Here is a 16,943-nt window from a genome sequence, read left to right as displayed (position 1 = left end):
CTACCCGCTCTGTCTCTGGGGGTTTCTAATTCAAATTCACCGGTTGAGGTTTTAATCGTTTTGGATATTGAGCCATTTTTACGATTGGGCTGGATATCATCTTCAAGATGCTGCTCTAGTTCCGCTTTCAAAGCGGCTTCGGTCAGTTGTTTGATTAATGGAGTAAGAACACCATCTTTACCAACTAGCGCTTTCCCAGATTGAAGTTGTTTTAACGCTGCATTGAAGTCAAATTCTTGAGTCATATGTCACTCCTGTTTTATCTAAATAATAGATTGAAATGACATAGATTTCTAAACACTACCGAATAATAGATTTAAATAGTTCAACGAATGCAACTCAAGCTAATGCTAGAATGATGTTATTTAATATTACTAGTCAGGATTCAACTGTCTAATTAGAGTAAAGGCTTCAAAGTTCTCTAATAATAAATCGACTAATTCTGGTTGAAATTTTTTACCTCTTTCTTCTTTAAAATAATCGATTATTTTCTCTTCTGTCCAAGGGCTTTTATAGCTCCTTTTTGAGCCAAGTGCATCAAATACATCCGCAACAGCCATTATTCTGGCTTCTAGTGGTATATCTTCTCCAGCTAACCCTTCTGGGTAACCTGTTCCATCCCAGTTTTCATGATGGTACCTAGCAAGCTTTTCCCCTGCTTTAGCGATCGCTTTGCGCGATGATTTTAGTAAATCACCACCTAAAGCGGCATGGGTTTTCATTATTTCCCACTCTTCGCCTTCTAACTTACCAGGCTTATGAAGAATAGATTCAGGTATGCCAATTTTTCCTATGTCATGCAAAGGCGCAGCTCTAGACAAAATAGTTGAGAACTTTTCATCGCAACCAAAAAGTTGCGCAAGTTCAAAACAAATAAAAGCGACCCGTTTAACATGGGCACCGGTTTCTTTACTTCTAGCTTCGATTGCATCGCCTAAAATATAAATTAACTCAGCTTGTGTTGATTCAATGTCATCTCTAAAAGTTACATTTTCAAATATTAGCGCGACATTGGTTGCATAGATTTCAAGTAAATTGAGCTGAAACTTATCTAATGGCTGGTCAAATTTAACTAATAATACCGAGGTGGTGTTATCCGTTGTTGCATAATAACCAACAAAAACTTCATCCGTAAATTTTGAACATCCTTCTTCAAATGCCTCATCGATTAGAGCTTTATATTCAGCTGGAATTTCAACACTTTCGTAACTATAACCAAAGCCCACATAATCCCCTGTTGCGCCCAGCACAGTTCGCTCTGAATCGTGGTATATGTCTTCCGTAATATGGGCTACATATAAAGAGGAGCACTCCATTTCAAGTAAATTAAACAACTGCTGTAAAGAAGCTGTACCGAAATCCATTAACGAGTGGGTTTTTAAAATACGTGTTGAGGCTTGGACAAGTCTTTCGAAGCCATCCAAACTGTTCTTAATTGTGACTATGTCTCGGTAAGATCTAATACCAGCATAAACAGCTGTCGTGAGCTTACTAGCGGTTAACTCCGTTTTTTCTTTGTAATCATTAATATCGTACTCACGGATTACTTTTTCTTCAGGGGCACTACCTGCTTGGCCTGTGCGCAATATTAGACGAGTAATATGATTTTTCAGCTCAGTTCTAATCCATCTAACGAGTTCTAGACCCGCGTCGTCCGTTTCCATCACAACGTCGACAAATGCTAACGCAATGTCATCATGCTGAGCAATCACCTCGCGTGCTTCTTGGCCGCTATAGGCAGCTAATATGTCAATATGACGCCCTTCAATGACCAAGTTAGATAAAACTAACTTTGTTACTTGATGGATAAATTTATCATCATCTACGACCAATACTTTCCAACCGGATAAATCCGCTGGGGTTTGGCTTTCATCTTCTTCGCAAGACAAAAAATCCATATCTGACATAGGGAGCCTAAAATTAATTTATTCAATAAAATTAATATTAGACTAGGAATGGATTACTGCTAAATTTATTAAAAAAAAATTTAACTGTTTCAGGGGATTAATAGTGTTTAATCAAACGCTTTATTTAACGCGATATTGATGTGCAGCTTCCAGTAAACAACGACTTTCTTCAAGGAAGTGTTCTGCAAACTCTCCAAACCAGAGGTTTACATCGGCAAAAGATTGCTTAAATAATTCCTTATTTCCAGACTCCAACAGTTCGATACCACTTTGATATCTTTGTTGAAACCTTTTTAACAACTCAAAGTTGTCAGGATTTGAAAATATAATGTCTGCGTAAAGTTGAGAGTCTTGAGCAAATAATCGTCCGATCATAGCGAGTTCTAAGCGATAAATTGGCGAGCTCATTGCAATTAATTCGCGTAGACAAGGATCTTCATCCTTTAAATGCACCCCATAGACAAAAGTAGAAAAATGACGCATGACCTGGATGAAAGCCATAGCCTTGTCATGATTTTCAGCTGAGACAGGATATAAAGTAGGATTTAAAATAGAGAGGTCGTCCAGAAGCCATTGGCAAGCTCGAGTGTTTCGACCTTCACTATAAGCAATCACCTGATCTTCAATATCAGCAACATCAGGGCCAAACATAGGATGCAAGCCGATTACAGGTCCAGCATGCGCACTAAGCATAGCTTGCAGAGGTTTTACCTTAATACTGGTTAAATCGGCCAATACAGTATCAGGGCTAATAATTTGGGCAACTTTTTCAATTAAACTAAGGGTTAGGTTAATCGGAACAGAAACGATGACACAATCTTGATTAGTGAGAAGCGCCTCTGCATTCGGCCAATCTTGAGTCTCAAATACACTTACATTATGCCCGAGCTGAGTTAGCACTCGAACAAATAGTGAACCAAGCTTACCCGCACCGCCAATGACAGTAATATTTTTAGCAATAACCGCTTTTTGAGCCAATCTTTGTTGAAAATAAATATCTTCCAGCAGGCTTTCTAATTGCGCTTTTTTCGATTGAAGCTCAGAGATTTGTGCTTCAATCGTTTCAAGGTTAGCTTTGAGTACAACTTCTACCATGTAAAAATTTAAACTCTATCAGCTAAAGGCTTGCTCAGAGAGTCTGCCATTTCTCTTAATAGAGATTCTGTTGTTTCCCAATCGATACAAGCATCCGTAATAGAAACGCCATATTCCATGTCAGCAACACATTTATCAGATGATTGGTTACCTGCATTAATATGGCTTTCTAGCATAATACCAATGATCGACTTATTGCCATTTTGGATTTGCTCAATAATATCTTTAGTAACAACAGGTTGACGCTTATAGTCTTTAGAAGAGTTGCCATGGCTACAGTCAACCACTAACGCATCATTTAAACCGGCTTTAAGTAATTTTTCTTCACAAAGTTTGATACTGTCTGAATCATAGTTAGGTGCTTTACCACCACGTAATATAACATGGCCATCAGGGTTACCTGATGTTGATATCACAGCGACTTGACCTTCTTGATTAATACCCATAAAGCTATGGCCTTCAGCGGCAGCTTTAAGCGCATTAATGGCCGTATCTAAACTGCCATCTGTGCCATTTTTAAAACCAACAGGCATAGATAAACCAGAAGCCATTTCTCTGTGCGTTTGAGATTCAGTGGTACGGGCTCCGATTGCAGACCAAGAGAAAAGCTCAGCTAAATACTGAGGACTGATAGGATCAAGCGCTTCAGTCGCCATTGGAATTTCCATTTCAGCTAATTCAAGCAATAGCTTTCTTGCCTTGTATAAGCCTTCTTCTATGCTGAAAGTGCCATCAATATTAGGATCATTAATTAAGCCTTTCCAACCCACTGTTGTTCTAGGTTTCTCGAAATAAACACGCATTACAATATAAATAGAGTCTGACAATTCTAATTGTAATTTTTTTAATCTACGTGCGTAATCTAGTGCGGCTTCTACATCATGGATAGAACAAGGACCACTAATCACCATAAAGCGTTTGTCTTTCTTATGGATGATGTCTGATAAAGTCTGCCTTGCAGTTGCGATATAGTTTAGAGCATTTGCAGAAACCGGTAGATCTTGTTTTAATTTTTCAGGGGTAATTATGACTTTTTCGTCGTTAACGTGTACGTTATTCAATCTATCTTTTAACATTAAGAATTCCAGTTATAAGTAAGCGTTTCTGCAATATACTGCTGTAAATATGGTTTTTTATTAAAAAATAAAGCACTTGGCAAAATTTTAATAAAACAAAGATGCTATTCTAATCAATTTTGAATAAAACTGTAGTGTTAGTGCAAAAATAAATGGATATTTATCTTAAGAGGAATGTGAATAAACCAAGGAAAACCCAAGTTTATTCACAATAGAACTTTATGACCAACTACTTCTTTTGCCTTTGTGCAAACTTCTCAAGTTGCTCAGGCGTTGCGTCTTCTTGATGTTTATCTTTCCATTCTGAATATGGCATGCCGTATATTTTTTCTCTTGCTTGATCATAATCAACTGATTCACCAAGCTTTTCCGCTTCAGCCATATACCATTTAGCCAAGCAATTACGACAAAAACCTGCCAATATCATAAGATCTATATTCTGCGCATCTTTATTGGCATCTAAATGTGCAAGTAGGCGTCTAAACGCCGCAGCTTCAATTTTCTCTTCTGTCGTACTCATGATTTTTCTTTCTTCCTAGCTTTAAATTGAATAATCGCATTGTCTAAATCTTCCGGGGTGTCTATGCCCCCAAGTGGTATTTCACTTGCAACGCCAACATGAATTTTCTCGCCGTGCCATAAAACTCTTAACTGCTCAAGAGATTCTGCTTGTTCAAGCGGACTAGCCGGCCAATTCAAATACTGTTTTACAAACTTAGCTCGATAAGCGTAAATGCCAATATGACGATAATAATAATTGCCGATTTCTTTAATATCGTCTTGATTTAAAAAACGCGCTCTATCGTATGGCATAGTGCTGCGACTAAAATAAAGCGCATAACCACTCTTATCTGTTACCACTTTAACCACATTGGGGTTAAATACTTCTTCTACATCAGTAATAGGTACAGATAAAGTTGCCATGTCAGCTTCAGTATATAACCCCATATTATTCGCGACTTGATCGATAATAGCGCTAGGGATAAACGGCTCATCACCTTGAACATTGACAATGATTTCATCGGCAGCCAAGTTCATTTGATCTATCACTTCCGCGATTCGCTCAGTGCCAGATTCATGATTAACAGAAGTAATACAACATTCAGCCCCTATCGCTTCAGCTTCGTCTGCGATACGTTGATCATCTGTCGCAATAATGATTCTATTAGCATGAGTTTTTTTACATTGTTTGTAAACTCTATGCAGCATAGTTTTGCCAGCGATATCAACAAGAGGCTTGCCTGGGAATCTAGTGGATGCATATCTTGCTGGAATTACAATTGTATAGCTCATTTTTCAAGTTCATCCATAGTTAAAGTGCGAGCTTCGCTGTCTAACAATACAGGGATCCCTTCTTTGACCGAATATGCCAATCTATCACCACGGCACCAAAGCTCATTTAAATCATTTTTTAACTCTAATTTACCTTTGCAAATAGGACAAGCGACTATGTCTAATAATTTTTTGTCAAAAAGCATATTTTTACCTTAAAGAATTTAATTTCTTGTCCAATTTATCAATAAATAAAAGGTCTGGTTGGATTGAAATTGGCAAATACCACCAACCTGTTTGAGCAAAGTCCATGCATTTAACCGCGTCCTTCTCTGTCATTATAATCTCTTGCTCAAACTGACCAAAGTCTGACTGAATATATTGATAATGATCTAAAAACACACTTTCAGATGCAATTTTTATATTCTTTTGCGAGAGAGAATCAAAAAATCGCTGAGGGTTACCTATAGCGCAAACACTATGGTAAGTAGCTGAATAATCGAATATTTGATAGGAATCAGTGCCAACAACCGGCTTAGGTTCACTTATTTGGGTAGTAAACATATGAGGCGTAAACGACGCTTGTGAACTTTGACCATTTTGAATCACCAAGTCACTGGTATTCAAACGCCACAGTCCTTCTCTTAAAGGCCCTGCTGGCAATAAAAATTGATTACCTAATTGACGGCTGCCATCGATCAAAATAATTTCAACGTCTCGGTTTAGTTGGTAGTGCTGTAAGCCGTCATCAGAAATAATAATATCGCAATGACATTTTTCAATCAGAGCCTTAGCTGCATTGGCTCTTTGACTAGACACAGCAATTGGCACCTGAGTGCGATTAAATATCAGCTTAACTTCATCACCAATAAAGCTCGCACTATCTTGAGGTTGAACTAGATGTACCTCAGTTTTAATTTGGCCACCGTAACCACGGGAAATAACACCTGGGTTCCAACCTTTGCTTCGTAAATGCTCAACTAACCAAATTACAAAAGGTGTTTTTCCTGTGCCGCCAACTGTGATATTACCAACCACAATAACAGGTTTTTCAAGTTCAACACTTTGTTTAACACCCAATTTAAACAAAGTTCGTCTCAGCGTCGACAGTAGCCAAAACACCCCGCTTAATGGCAAAAATAGTAAGGTGCCTTTGTGCTGCTGATACCAGCCTCGTTCAAACCAATTCAAGTTTAAACCTCTGTTGAAAATTGTAAGCTATGTATTTGATGGTAAAACCCTTGTTTTTGTAACAACTCAGCATGGCTACCTTGCTCAACAATTTTACCTTGGCTCATCACCACAATTGAATCTGCATTTTCAATAGTAGAAAGCCTATGCGCAATTACGATAACAGTGCGATTTTCACTGAGTTCATCTAATGCCATTTGGATACGGCGTTCCGATTCTGTATCTAAAGCTGAAGTCGCTTCATCTAAAATTAATATAGGTGCATTTTTCAAGATAGCTCGAGCAATCGTCACTCTTTGTCTTTGTCCACCAGATAAACTGACACCGTTTTCACCAATCTCAGTATCTAACCCTTCGGGTAAACCGTTAGTGAACTCAGTTACATAAGCAGCATCAGCCGCTTGCTCCACTTGCTCCCGTGTTACTCCATCGATACCGTATGCTATATTATTGGCAATCGTGTCATTAAACAAAATAACTTGCTGAGAAACCAAAGCAAACTGATCTCTTAATGAGCTTAAACTGTAATCGGTAATTTTATGACCATCGATTTCAATCACCCCAGATTGATAATCATAAAAACGAGTTAATAAGCTGACGATTGTCGATTTACCACTACCTGATTGACCGACGAGAGCAAAAGTTTTGCCTGCTGGTATATGTAGATTTACCGAGTTTAACGCTGGCTCATCCTTAGTTGCATAAGTAAAAGTTAAGTTATCAAACTTTATTTCACCTGCAACTCGCTCAACTTCTAATTTCCCTTTGTCTTTTTCGGTTTTCTCATCCAACAATTCAAACACACTTGCACAAGCCGCCATCCCTCGTTGAAATTCGCTATTCACTGTCGTTAATAACTTAAGTGGTCTAAGCAAAGTCATCATAAAGGTGATAATAGTTGTGAAAGTACCTGCAGTTAATGTCTCCATAAATTCAGGGTTACTTGCAATAATGAGCACCACTGATAAAGCTAGCGAGGCTATAATTTGAATAACCGAAACACTTACCGCAGTTGTACTAACCATTTTCATTTGCTGTTGGCGACTAAGGTTATTTACTTCAGAAAACTTTTCAAACTCAGTCTGCTGAGCATTGTTCATTACGACAACTTTATGCCCATTCAGCATTTGCTCGGATACGGTTGTAACCCCACCAGCAGCTTGCTGCAACTTCTTACTAACCATTCTAAAACGCTTGCTAACAAAGGTAACTATGACAGCAACTAGAGGCCCTATTAATAAGAAAATAGCCGACAATTGCCAACTTAAGTAAAACATGTAAGCAACTAAACCAATGACAAAAGCACCTTCTCTAACCAAGGTCATTAATGCCTTACTTGAAGCTTGCTGAACTTGAGCTATGTCGTAGGTGATTTTAGAAATTAAATCTCCCGTTGAGTTTTCGTCATGAAATGGAACGGGGAGTTTCATCATATGGGTAAATACATCTTGCCTTAATCTAGCAACGACTCGGGTTCCAACCCAATTTAGACTATAAGTAGCGATAAAATTAGCAATGCCTCGAGCCAAAAAGACAAAAGGCACAGCGATACCCATCATGTAAATGAGCTCATAATCTTTGTCCACCAATCCATTATCGATAAAGGTTTGAATTTGTGAATAAAAGAAAATATCAATCGAGGAATAAGCAATCATACCTAAAATAGCGGCAATAAAGCCGATACGATAATGCTTAACATAGCCTAGTAAACGAAGAAAAACAGGATCTGAAGATGATTTTTGAGTGTTTGTCATTATGCTAACTACTGTAAGAAGATGGCGCTATTCTAATCGCTCTAAATTTAAAGATCACCCCTAAAAATTTTACTATGCCAAGGAATAAAAGCAGACTGGTTATAATAGCTCAGTTTAGGGGCTTGCTTAGCGGTAAATTGAAAGCGTATTTGGCCATGAACGGCTGTATCTAGTATTCGAATTTCGCTCGCATTTAACTTTTCTACCACGCTCAAATGTGGATGACCAAAGCGATTATCCTTACCTCGACTAATAATGGCATAGGTAGGCGAAATTGAGTCAATAAACAATTGCTGGCTTGAGGTTTTACTCCCATGATGTGGCACTAGGAAGGCATTTGAAATTAATTCGTCAGAGTGCAAGTTAACCAACTTGGCTTCAGTATCCGCTTCAATGTCGCCCGTTAACAAAACACTTTTACCGAATTTAGAGACCCTTAAAACGCAAGATAGGTTATTTTTTGAGATTTGATTTTTATTTAGCAAAGCTTGTGCGGTAGGCCATAAAACTTGCCATGATAAGCCTATTAAATTTTGCTCCAGATTTTGACAGTGCTGTTCAGGGAACCAAATTTTCGTACTAGGATAATTGGCTTGAATATATTCAAGCCCCCCAGCATGGTCTTTATCTGCATGACTGGTAATCACAGCAACCAATTTTAACCCTTGAGCTTTTAAACTAGGTTCAACCGCCGCTTCAAATAAATTAAAGCCTGTATTAAATGCATCACCAGTATCGTATACAACAGCTTGACCATTATGGCTAATGACAATAGCCAGCCCCTGACCAACGTCCATTACATCAATTTGCCAAGTTGGTTTTTCGCCCAGAACATAGACTAAAAAAATTGAGCTATACCCCACCAAGATGCTCACAAAAACCTTACGATTCGAATTAAGTATGTAAGCAATTACAAACAATAAAAGCACTAATAAAACGACAGAAATTTCAAATATAAAGTTGTTTGGCACAGCTACATAAGCCCATTTAATGTGGCTAAGCCAAGATAGATATTGATAGAGAATAGTTAAAACATAGCTAGCGATATCCGCCAGAAAAATAGATAAATAACTCGACAAACTCAAGCACAAAGCACTTAATAAAAGAACGGGGAGAATAATAAAACTCACAGCTGGAATTGCGATTGTGTTAGCAAAAAAACTAACCAGAGGTATATGCGAAAAAAAAGCGATTTGTACCGGTAGTAAAGTTATAAATAAAACTGCTTGGAAAATTAAGAAATAATATAAGTAGCGAACTAATCCAGTCGATTTAAACTGCCATTGCCGCAAAAACCACACTAGACCCAAAACAACTGCAGCTGCATAAAAAGATAACCAAAAAGAAATACTCAAGCTGGCTAACGGATCTATGGTTAAAATCATAGCCATGGCAAGAAAATATTTTAATCGCCAACTCAAATTAAGCTTTAAATAAATCGATACAACAAAAATAGAGATAAATATGCCGGCCCTGATACTAGGGGTCGCTAACCCAGTAAAATAAGCAAAAAACCAAGTTGAAGAAAGCGCTAATAGCAGTAAGCTAGATTCTAAATTGATCTTTAACAATAGCGATAGCGGCCTAACCATTACCTTAAAAACTAACCAACTCCAACCAAAGACCAAACCTAAGTGCAAACCGGATATGGCTAATAAATGCCCTGTCCCCGTTCGAGTTAAGACCTGCCACTCTGGCGCAGAAATATAATCTCGGTTGCCGAGTAAAAGCCCAAGCATAAAACCTTTATGTGGGTATGACTCGTACTCAGCTAAAAACCGACTGAAGTAATTTGCTCGACTATTGGGAATATCCTCTACTTTTAGTAGCTGTTTAATATAGCCAGTTGCCAGGTAATTTTTAGAGAATAACCATTTTTGGTAATTAAAACCCGCCTGATTGTGCAAACCAGTCAACTCTTTAAGCTTAACGCTTAGCTGAACTCGGTTACCCAAACTAAGCTGTGTTTTAGGGTAATACCAAACGAGACGTACTTTGGGATTCAGCAAAAAGCTTGTATCGCATATAAAATCTTTCTGCTGAGCTTTAACTGATATGCAATCGACTTCAAGATCGAAGCGAATTTTATTTTTTTCTTGCTTTACTAGTGTGATGATTTGTCCAGATATGCTAATGTCACTCCCCAAATTAAAATGCTTGCTTGGTATTGAAATAGTTAACAGCACAACTGCAAATAAAAGGTTAAACCCCAGCGCAAAACAAGCTGCTTGGAAGCGCTTGAAGAATATTGCTAAAAACATTAAAGCAGTTGTCATTATTAGTTCATCAAAACTAATTAACTTAGGAAACTGACTAGCAGTTAAGTTACCAAGAATGAACCAAATTAAACACGCTTCCATGTGTCAACCTTTTAGAGAGTAGTTAAGACTGTATGCCTAAAAAATTTATACAGCGATTTTTACCTGATCACCAAACCATTAAAAATCAAAAATCATTAAAAATATTTGGCAACTTGTTACATGATCCAAATTTATGGCACCTTAATCGTCATTCTGTAACAACCGCTTTTGCGCTTGGTTTGTTTAATGCTTTTATACCCGTTCCATTTCAAATGTGGCTTTCAGCAGCAGGGGCTATTATTTTTAGAGCCAATTTACCGCTTTCTGTCGCCATTGTTTGGATAACGAATCCTTTTACTATCCCGCCTATTTTTTATGCTTGTTATTTACTAGGCTCTTTTGTTTTAGGACAAGAACAGCAAAATTTCCAATTTGAATTGAGTTGGCAATTTTTAACTGAAAGCATGGCGACTATTGGTCCAGCATTGCTGACAGGCTGTGGTATAGCCGCAGTAACATTTTCTCTATTAGGCTATATTGGTATTTCTTTAATCTGGCGAATGTCTGTTGCGAATAATTGGAAAAAGCGACAAATAAGTAGAGAGCCTAAATAAGTTGGTAATAAACCAAAATTAATTTAACGGCAATAGATCCAATAGAACAAACTATTTCTAACTAACTGTTTTACAAACTATGTGTTATACATTAAACATGGTTTAAAAATGTACTTTATTTTAATATGTTTAGACAGTTAGGTTTGTTAATCAATTCGGGGCAATCAATCCTAGTTAATCTGTCTAAAGCCACGATATTATCACTCTGTTTCACGTTCCAAGTACTTACTCAAGAAAACATAGAAATTCTATCCATCCATTCATACCATGAAGATTTTCCTTGGACAAAAAATCAATTTGATTCTTTTAAATCTGGGTTAGCTAAAGCACGACCCGATATTCAATTTAATTATTCTACCGAATATCTAAATACGAAAAAAATTACGCCAACTCCTGAGCTTTCCTTACGTATCATTCAATACTTAGAAGAGAAGTACGCTAATCATTTGCCCGATTTAATTTATTTAACGGATGATTACGCTGCAGAAATTATCGTAAAGAATGAAATTGATTTTATTAAAGATATTCCCGTGGTCTTTTCCGGTGTAAATAATGAGCAAATTATTGTTCAAGCAAAACATAATAAAACGACAGGCGTCATTGAGAAGCAAGGAATAAAACAAAGTATCCAACTAATAAACCTAATCTCACCTAAAGCAAAAGACATTTTATTAATTGGGGATGATTCAGTCACTGATCAGGTCAATTCAGCAGCGGTTCAACGTTACAACAGTCAACATATTAACCACTCTAAAATTACGCACATTAGCATACAACGACTAGGTAGCCTGTTAGCAGTGCTTGATGAGTATCAGAATCTCCCCGTCATTATCGGTTCTGTCGGCGCAATTAAAGATGACGATGATATTTTAGTAAACATACATCAACTGTTAAGTGTTTTAAGACCAAGATACCCTATCATTGTTCTAAATGGTAACTTTGAAATCGGTGCACTTGCAGGTTACCACTTAGAGGCTGTATATGGTGAAGGTGCAGCTAACTTAGCGATTAATATCCTTAAAGGTGCAAGCGAACAAAACAAGTATCCTATCCCCCTGAGTACAAAAAAAAGGCTAGTGATAGATTACCAAGTGGCTGAAAAACTTAAAGTAGATTTATCTAATGATTTTTTTAACTCTGCAATAGTGTTAAATCAGCCCAGTAGTTTCTATCAAAAACATCACTCAAAAATATCGTTCTTTTCTATAGTTTTTGGCATTATGTTTTTCGTTTTTTCATTAGGACTCATTGTCTTATTAAGGCATAGAAACAATATAATTCATCAACAATTTACAGATACGCTAACTAAACTTCCCAACCGAACAAAGTTAGTGGAAGACCTAAAAAAACAATCAAGTTGCTGCTTAGTTCTGCTAGACATCAATAATTTCAGAACCGTTAATGCCTTTTATGGTAGCGATATTGGAGATCAACTACTTTGTAATGTCAGTCTATGGTTACAACAAAACATTAAAGCCACATTTAATTTATACAGGATTTCGGGTGATAATTTTGCACTTATCGTGCCTGCCGGAACGCCATTAGAAGCCCTAACTAAAGAAATCGAAAACTTACTATTCATGGTTGAACAAGTTGAATTTTTACCAGAAACAATTGCCATTAATGTAACTTTTACTGCAGGCATTAGTCACCATGTATCTGCAGAGAAAATCAATCAAGCACACTCTGCCTTGCTATTCGCCAAAAAACACAATTCACCAATTAGCACTCACAACGACAATCAGATCGAACAAAAGAAAAAACAGCAAAATTTAGAATGGCACCATAAACTAAAACAAGCCATCAATGACAATCGGATAACGGCTTATTTTCAACCTATAATCTGCAATAAAACGGGCAAGATAGCTTGTTATGAAGCCTTAATTCGCTTAATTGATACCAAGGGTAATGTCGTAGGTCCATTCTTTTTTTTAGAAGTCGCCAAACAATCTCGCCTCTACCATAAATTAACACATATCGTTTTTCATCGAGCTTTAGAGTTTGTTCGAGAAGAAAATACTCTAGTATCTATCAATATAAGTCAACTAGATGTTGCCAACAACCAGTTTGAAAACCTACTCACCACGTTAAAGCAAAGCCAATTAGCAGACAAAGTAGGTTTTGAAATAACTGAAACAGAAGAAATTGAAAATCATAAAGAATTCAGTGCCATCATTAAAAACCTACAGGCATTAGGTTCAGAAATTGCCATTGACGACTTTGGAACTGGCTACTCTAATTTCGGTCATATTCTCGATTTGCAAGCGAATAAATTAAAGGTAGATGGCAGTTTAATTCAGCGTATTTTGATAGATAAAAAAGCAGAATTAGTCGTTCAAACCATTATTGAGTCAGCACAAAATTTAGGTATGAAAACGGTTGCCGAGTTTGTAGATTCAGCCGCTTTATATGAAAAAGTAAAATCTATGGGCTTTGATTATTCCCAAGGCTACTATTTAGCAGAGCCGAAAAGCGCAGAGGACTGGCTTCAAACATCGTCCTATTAATATATTCAAAGCTGTTTTAACATCAAGCCTGCTCTAGCATTAATGGGCACTCCTGGGTTGGCAAAGCATATATATTCACTTTCATCGCCAACATGATAAGGCTGATTTTCACCGTCAGTTGAGACACAGTATCCAGCTGAAAATTGAGTAAAATTAACTATCGGCAACTGTGCTGTAAAACGAAATTGTTTGGTCTTCTTTATTAGCACTTGGTGCACCTTAAACTGATGTTTTGCCACAATAAAAGGTAACTGCGTAGCTGAATCAAGCCCTTGAATAAAATCTGTTACCGCTGCGTAAAACTGATTAAATTGAGTAAGATCATTTTGCTTAAACGGTTTGCTTTGGCCCAATTCAACAGTCGCAGAAACAGCACCAAATCGATTAGCAGTATAATAACTAAATGTATTTGAAGGACTATTCGATTGTATTGAAGCATCACAACTTAAGCTCAAACGCCCATTCCCCATATTACCCTTAACGCTACTCATAATTTTAGGCAATATAGTAAAGATCGGAAAATACGAATCATAAATAGAAGAATGTAAATCAAGATGATAGAAATTAGGGTAGCACGAACTAAATTCTTCTAGACATTCAATTAATAACTTAGCTCTTGAAGCCTCAAGTGTTAAATTATCAAGCTTGCTTTCATCTAGTTTAAATAATCGATTTAGATTTTCTTGGCAAAACCTTTTTTGCTGTTGAACAGCATCTAAGTTAGCAAAGATAATTAATAAATTGCAGTTAAGCGCAACTCGATTGCAGATCAAGTTACGAATCAAAACCTGAATTACCTCCATAGGTGCTGTTTCATCTCCATGCACACCACAAGATAAAATCAAAGCTCGATTCGTTGAGGCGACAGGCTGAAACTGAATGACACCAGCAGTAAGCTGTTTAAGGCTTCCATTTACACCTAACCCTATACCCTGCTTAGCTTCATCTATTTTACCTGCCAGAATATTATCAAGGTAATTAACAAAATATGCTTTTGTCATCAAAACCTCCCAAATTATCACAAACAAGTAAGACCAAAGTACTCATTGATAATGAAACTACCATTAAGTTTAGATCATTTCTAATTTAACGAGAGGATGAAATCACCATTATTTTTACAGTTGCGTTAGGAGTGGTTAATTAAACTATGAGGTTTTTTTGACTCAAGTTAAAAAAGAATTAAACTAAATGAAATTTACAGTATTGATGTTATCAAATGGATCTAATAAAAATAACTTGCCAAGCGCTACTGATTTCGAGCTTAACCACTCAATTGGTTCAGGCGGAAGGCTCAAATCAAATATCCACTTCTGTTTATGCTAGTCAAGCGAATCAACTTAATAAGCAAAGCGGTTATAGGCTTCAAGCGAGTTATCTCAATAGTGACTTAGGCGGGGTTTACCTTAGCTATGGTCAAATCAGCCAATATGCCTTTATTGACCAAGATGGTTTTGAGCAAGCACATGACTTGCCCATAATAAAATTTGGCTATAAATTACCTTTAGAGCTCACTGACAATATCAACTTAAATATCCATTTAGGTGCTGCAACTTCGTTAGCACAAATAACGGGCGTTAACCGAATTGAACACGAAAGAGGCACCACTGGATTAAATTTAGCGGCAGAAATTGAATGGTCACTTACACCAAGCTGGTCTGTCAATTTGGGAATGGATAAAGTGAACAATATGGACTTTATCGGCTCAGTAACAACCGCTAATTTAGGTCTTAGATACAAATTTTCATCTACTAGCCCCAAAAAAGCCAAAACAGAAAAAGTTGCATGGTTCACAGGCTCAAGCCAAGCTTCTGCACAAGATAAAAGAATTCGTAGTAATGCAAATCAGTCTGTGGTTAATACAGAAACCAAGATACTAAACAAACCACAGGTTCAAGCCATAACCCAAACGCAGAAAAGCCAGACTCAGCAGAGTAATTTAAACTTACCTGTAGCAGCCGAATCAAATAAACCTAAGATTGAAGTTGAATCTAAACCAATTGTTACCCCGAAAACTGAAGTGATAGCCAATACGAAAACCAATGAAACTTTTTATAAAGTTCAACTTGCAGCGTTTTCTAATCCAGCCAATGCAAAAGAATTAGCGACTAAATTAGCTAATTTAGGTTACCAGTGCAAAATAACGCAATCAGGGAATTTTCAATTAGTTTCAGTTGCAGCAGATTACACAGAACAAATGGCGATAAAAGTTAAAGCTGAAATCAAACAACAGCTGAGAATAGATGGTATCGTCAGAATAATTAAATAAACGATGCCTTAATCCCTTATTTAAAAGTGAACACTTACAAACTGACTAAGAATCTTGGAAAGCAAGCTTTAACATTGTGCCATAACGCTTGCTGAATCACCTCGGGCGGTTCTTGTCTTAACTCGCATAAAGCTTTAAACACCAAGACAGCTTGGCTGGGATGATTGTCTTGGCCCTGATAGCCAGCAAGCGGCATATCTGGAGAATCAGTTTCAATTAACAATGACGCCAAACTGACAGATTGAATGACCCTTCTGGTTTTGCTTGCTCTTGGGTAGGTAATTACACCACCCACACCTAATTTAAAACCAAGAGCGATTAAGTTATCAGCTTGTTGCTGACTCCCAGAAAAAGCATGAACTACGCCTCCATGGCTAAAATTTGTTTGGCGAACAAGCTGGCAAATTAAATCAATGGAATTTCTATGGTGAATAATAACGGGTAAAGCAAGTTTTTGTGCTAATAATAATTGCTGCTTAAAAATCAATGACTGTAGTTTAATATCCGATCTACTCGAGTCTATACCTATTTCACCTATCGCAATAAACTGTTGTTGACTCGCAATAAAGTCCGTCGCTTCTAGCATATTTTGCAATTGATTAAATTGGTTTTGAGCATCCACTTCACACTGAATAAAGTACGGATGTATACCTAAAGCAAAAAATACATTTGGATAATGGGCTGCAATATTTAATATTTCAATCCAATTATCTGAATTTATACCCGGTAGAACAAAAAATTTAACGTGCTTAGATTCTGATTTTTTAATTATATTATTCAACTGGTTAGATTTATTACATAAATCCAAATGGCAATGAGAGTCAACTAAAGGATAATTATTTTTAAATTTTTTTTCAAAAAATGCTTGAAACATATTTAACCGACCCTATCTATTAATTGAGCGCCGATAACGGGCTCAAAACCGCCAGCCTAACTAGGTGGCACACAATTTAAATTTAAC

15 protein-coding genes are annotated in these 16,943 nt (G+C 37.0%); 3 read left to right on the top strand and 12 right to left on the bottom strand.

Annotated features, from left to right (window positions below; translation table 11 throughout):
* The 10 genes from XM47_RS17675 to XM47_RS17630 form a co-directional block, all read right to left on the bottom strand.
* The coding region (locus XM47_RS17675) for a transposase (RefSeq protein ID WP_048695550.1) at positions 1 to 245 on the bottom strand (245 nt) is incomplete at its 3' end.
* Positions 246 to 374: 129 nt separating this feature from the next.
* Positions 375 to 1,907, bottom strand: a complete 1,533-nt coding sequence (locus tag XM47_RS17670) for a DUF3369 domain-containing protein (RefSeq protein WP_077066608.1) — start codon at positions 1,905 to 1,907, stop codon at positions 375 to 377.
* Positions 1,908 to 2,027: 120 nt separating this feature from the next.
* Complete coding sequence (tyrA, locus tag XM47_RS17665; RefSeq protein WP_048695548.1) at positions 2,028 to 3,002, bottom strand: bifunctional chorismate mutase/prephenate dehydrogenase; 975 nt, start codon at positions 3,000 to 3,002, stop codon at positions 2,028 to 2,030.
* A gap of 8 nt (positions 3,003 to 3,010) precedes the next feature.
* Positions 3,011 to 4,078 (bottom strand): 3-deoxy-7-phosphoheptulonate synthase, encoded by a 1,068-nt coding sequence (locus tag XM47_RS17660; RefSeq protein WP_048695546.1) that lies wholly within the window; start codon positions 4,076 to 4,078, stop codon positions 3,011 to 3,013.
* A gap of 229 nt (positions 4,079 to 4,307) precedes the next feature.
* On the bottom strand, positions 4,308 to 4,598 hold the full coding sequence (locus tag XM47_RS17655; RefSeq protein WP_048695543.1) for a DUF1244 domain-containing protein: 291 nt from the start codon (positions 4,596 to 4,598) through the stop codon (positions 4,308 to 4,310).
* Positions 4,595 to 5,371 carry a 3-deoxy-manno-octulosonate cytidylyltransferase gene (kdsB, locus tag XM47_RS17650; RefSeq protein WP_048695540.1) on the bottom strand — a complete coding sequence of 259 codons (777 nt, stop codon included), beginning with the start codon at positions 5,369 to 5,371 and terminating at the stop codon, positions 4,595 to 4,597. The genes XM47_RS17655 and kdsB overlap by 4 nt, the downstream gene beginning before the upstream one ends.
* Positions 5,368 to 5,556, bottom strand: a complete 189-nt coding sequence (locus XM47_RS17645; protein WP_048695537.1) for a Trm112 family protein — start codon at positions 5,554 to 5,556, stop codon at positions 5,368 to 5,370. The genes kdsB and XM47_RS17645 overlap by 4 nt, the downstream gene beginning before the upstream one ends.
* 4 nt (positions 5,557 to 5,560) lie before the next feature.
* Positions 5,561 to 6,541 (bottom strand): tetraacyldisaccharide 4'-kinase, encoded by a 981-nt coding sequence (gene lpxK / locus XM47_RS17640; RefSeq protein WP_048695534.1) that lies wholly within the window; start codon positions 6,539 to 6,541, stop codon positions 5,561 to 5,563.
* 2 nt (positions 6,542 to 6,543) lie between these two features.
* Positions 6,544 to 8,295 carry a lipid A export permease/ATP-binding protein MsbA gene (msbA, locus tag XM47_RS17635; RefSeq protein WP_048695531.1) on the bottom strand — a complete coding sequence of 584 codons (1,752 nt, stop codon included), beginning with the start codon at positions 8,293 to 8,295 and terminating at the stop codon, positions 6,544 to 6,546.
* Positions 8,296 to 8,342: 47 nt separating this feature from the next.
* The gene (locus XM47_RS17630; RefSeq protein WP_048695528.1) at positions 8,343 to 10,655 is read right to left on the bottom strand and encodes a DNA internalization-related competence protein ComEC/Rec2; all 2,313 of its coding nucleotides are present in this window, start codon (positions 10,653 to 10,655) and stop codon (positions 8,343 to 8,345) included.
* A gap of 32 nt (positions 10,656 to 10,687) precedes the next feature.
* Here XM47_RS17630 and XM47_RS17625 point away from each other — a divergent pair, with 32 nt between their 5' ends.
* Together XM47_RS17625 and XM47_RS17620 are read left to right on the top strand one after the other, a co-directional pair.
* Positions 10,688 to 11,209 carry a DUF2062 domain-containing protein gene (locus tag XM47_RS17625; protein ID WP_048695525.1) on the top strand — a complete coding sequence of 174 codons (522 nt, stop codon included), beginning with the start codon at positions 10,688 to 10,690 and terminating at the stop codon, positions 11,207 to 11,209.
* A gap of 125 nt (positions 11,210 to 11,334) precedes the next feature.
* Entirely contained in the window at positions 11,335 to 13,716 is a 2,382-nt protein-coding gene (locus XM47_RS17620) for an ABC transporter substrate binding protein (RefSeq protein ID WP_048695522.1), read from the top strand.
* Between the two features lie 5 nt (positions 13,717 to 13,721).
* On the opposite strand, the gene XM47_RS17615 is transcribed toward XM47_RS17620, so the two are convergent.
* The gene (locus XM47_RS17615) at positions 13,722 to 14,717 is read right to left on the bottom strand and encodes a succinylglutamate desuccinylase (RefSeq protein ID WP_048695519.1); all 996 of its coding nucleotides are present in this window, start codon (positions 14,715 to 14,717) and stop codon (positions 13,722 to 13,724) included.
* A 215-nt stretch (positions 14,718 to 14,932) separates the two neighbouring features.
* On the opposite strand from XM47_RS17615, the gene XM47_RS17610 reads away from it, so the two are divergent.
* A complete protein-coding gene (locus XM47_RS17610) occupies positions 14,933 to 15,982 on the top strand; it encodes an SPOR domain-containing protein (protein ID WP_048695517.1) in 1,050 nt (349 codons plus the stop codon).
* 34 nt (positions 15,983 to 16,016) lie between these two features.
* On the opposite strand, the gene XM47_RS17605 is transcribed toward XM47_RS17610, so the two are convergent.
* Positions 16,017 to 16,856, bottom strand: coding sequence for a TatD family hydrolase (locus XM47_RS17605; protein ID WP_048695515.1), 840 nt, complete (start codon positions 16,854 to 16,856; stop codon positions 16,017 to 16,019).
* Between the last annotated feature and the right edge of the window lie 87 nt (positions 16,857 to 16,943).

The organism is Catenovulum maritimum (assembly GCF_001050375.1).
In the GTDB taxonomy this organism is placed as follows: Bacteria; Pseudomonadota; Gammaproteobacteria; order Enterobacterales; family Alteromonadaceae; genus Catenovulum; species Catenovulum maritimum.
Note: the sequence above shows the minus strand (reverse complement) of the source record. Positions and strands in the feature narration are given on the sequence as shown.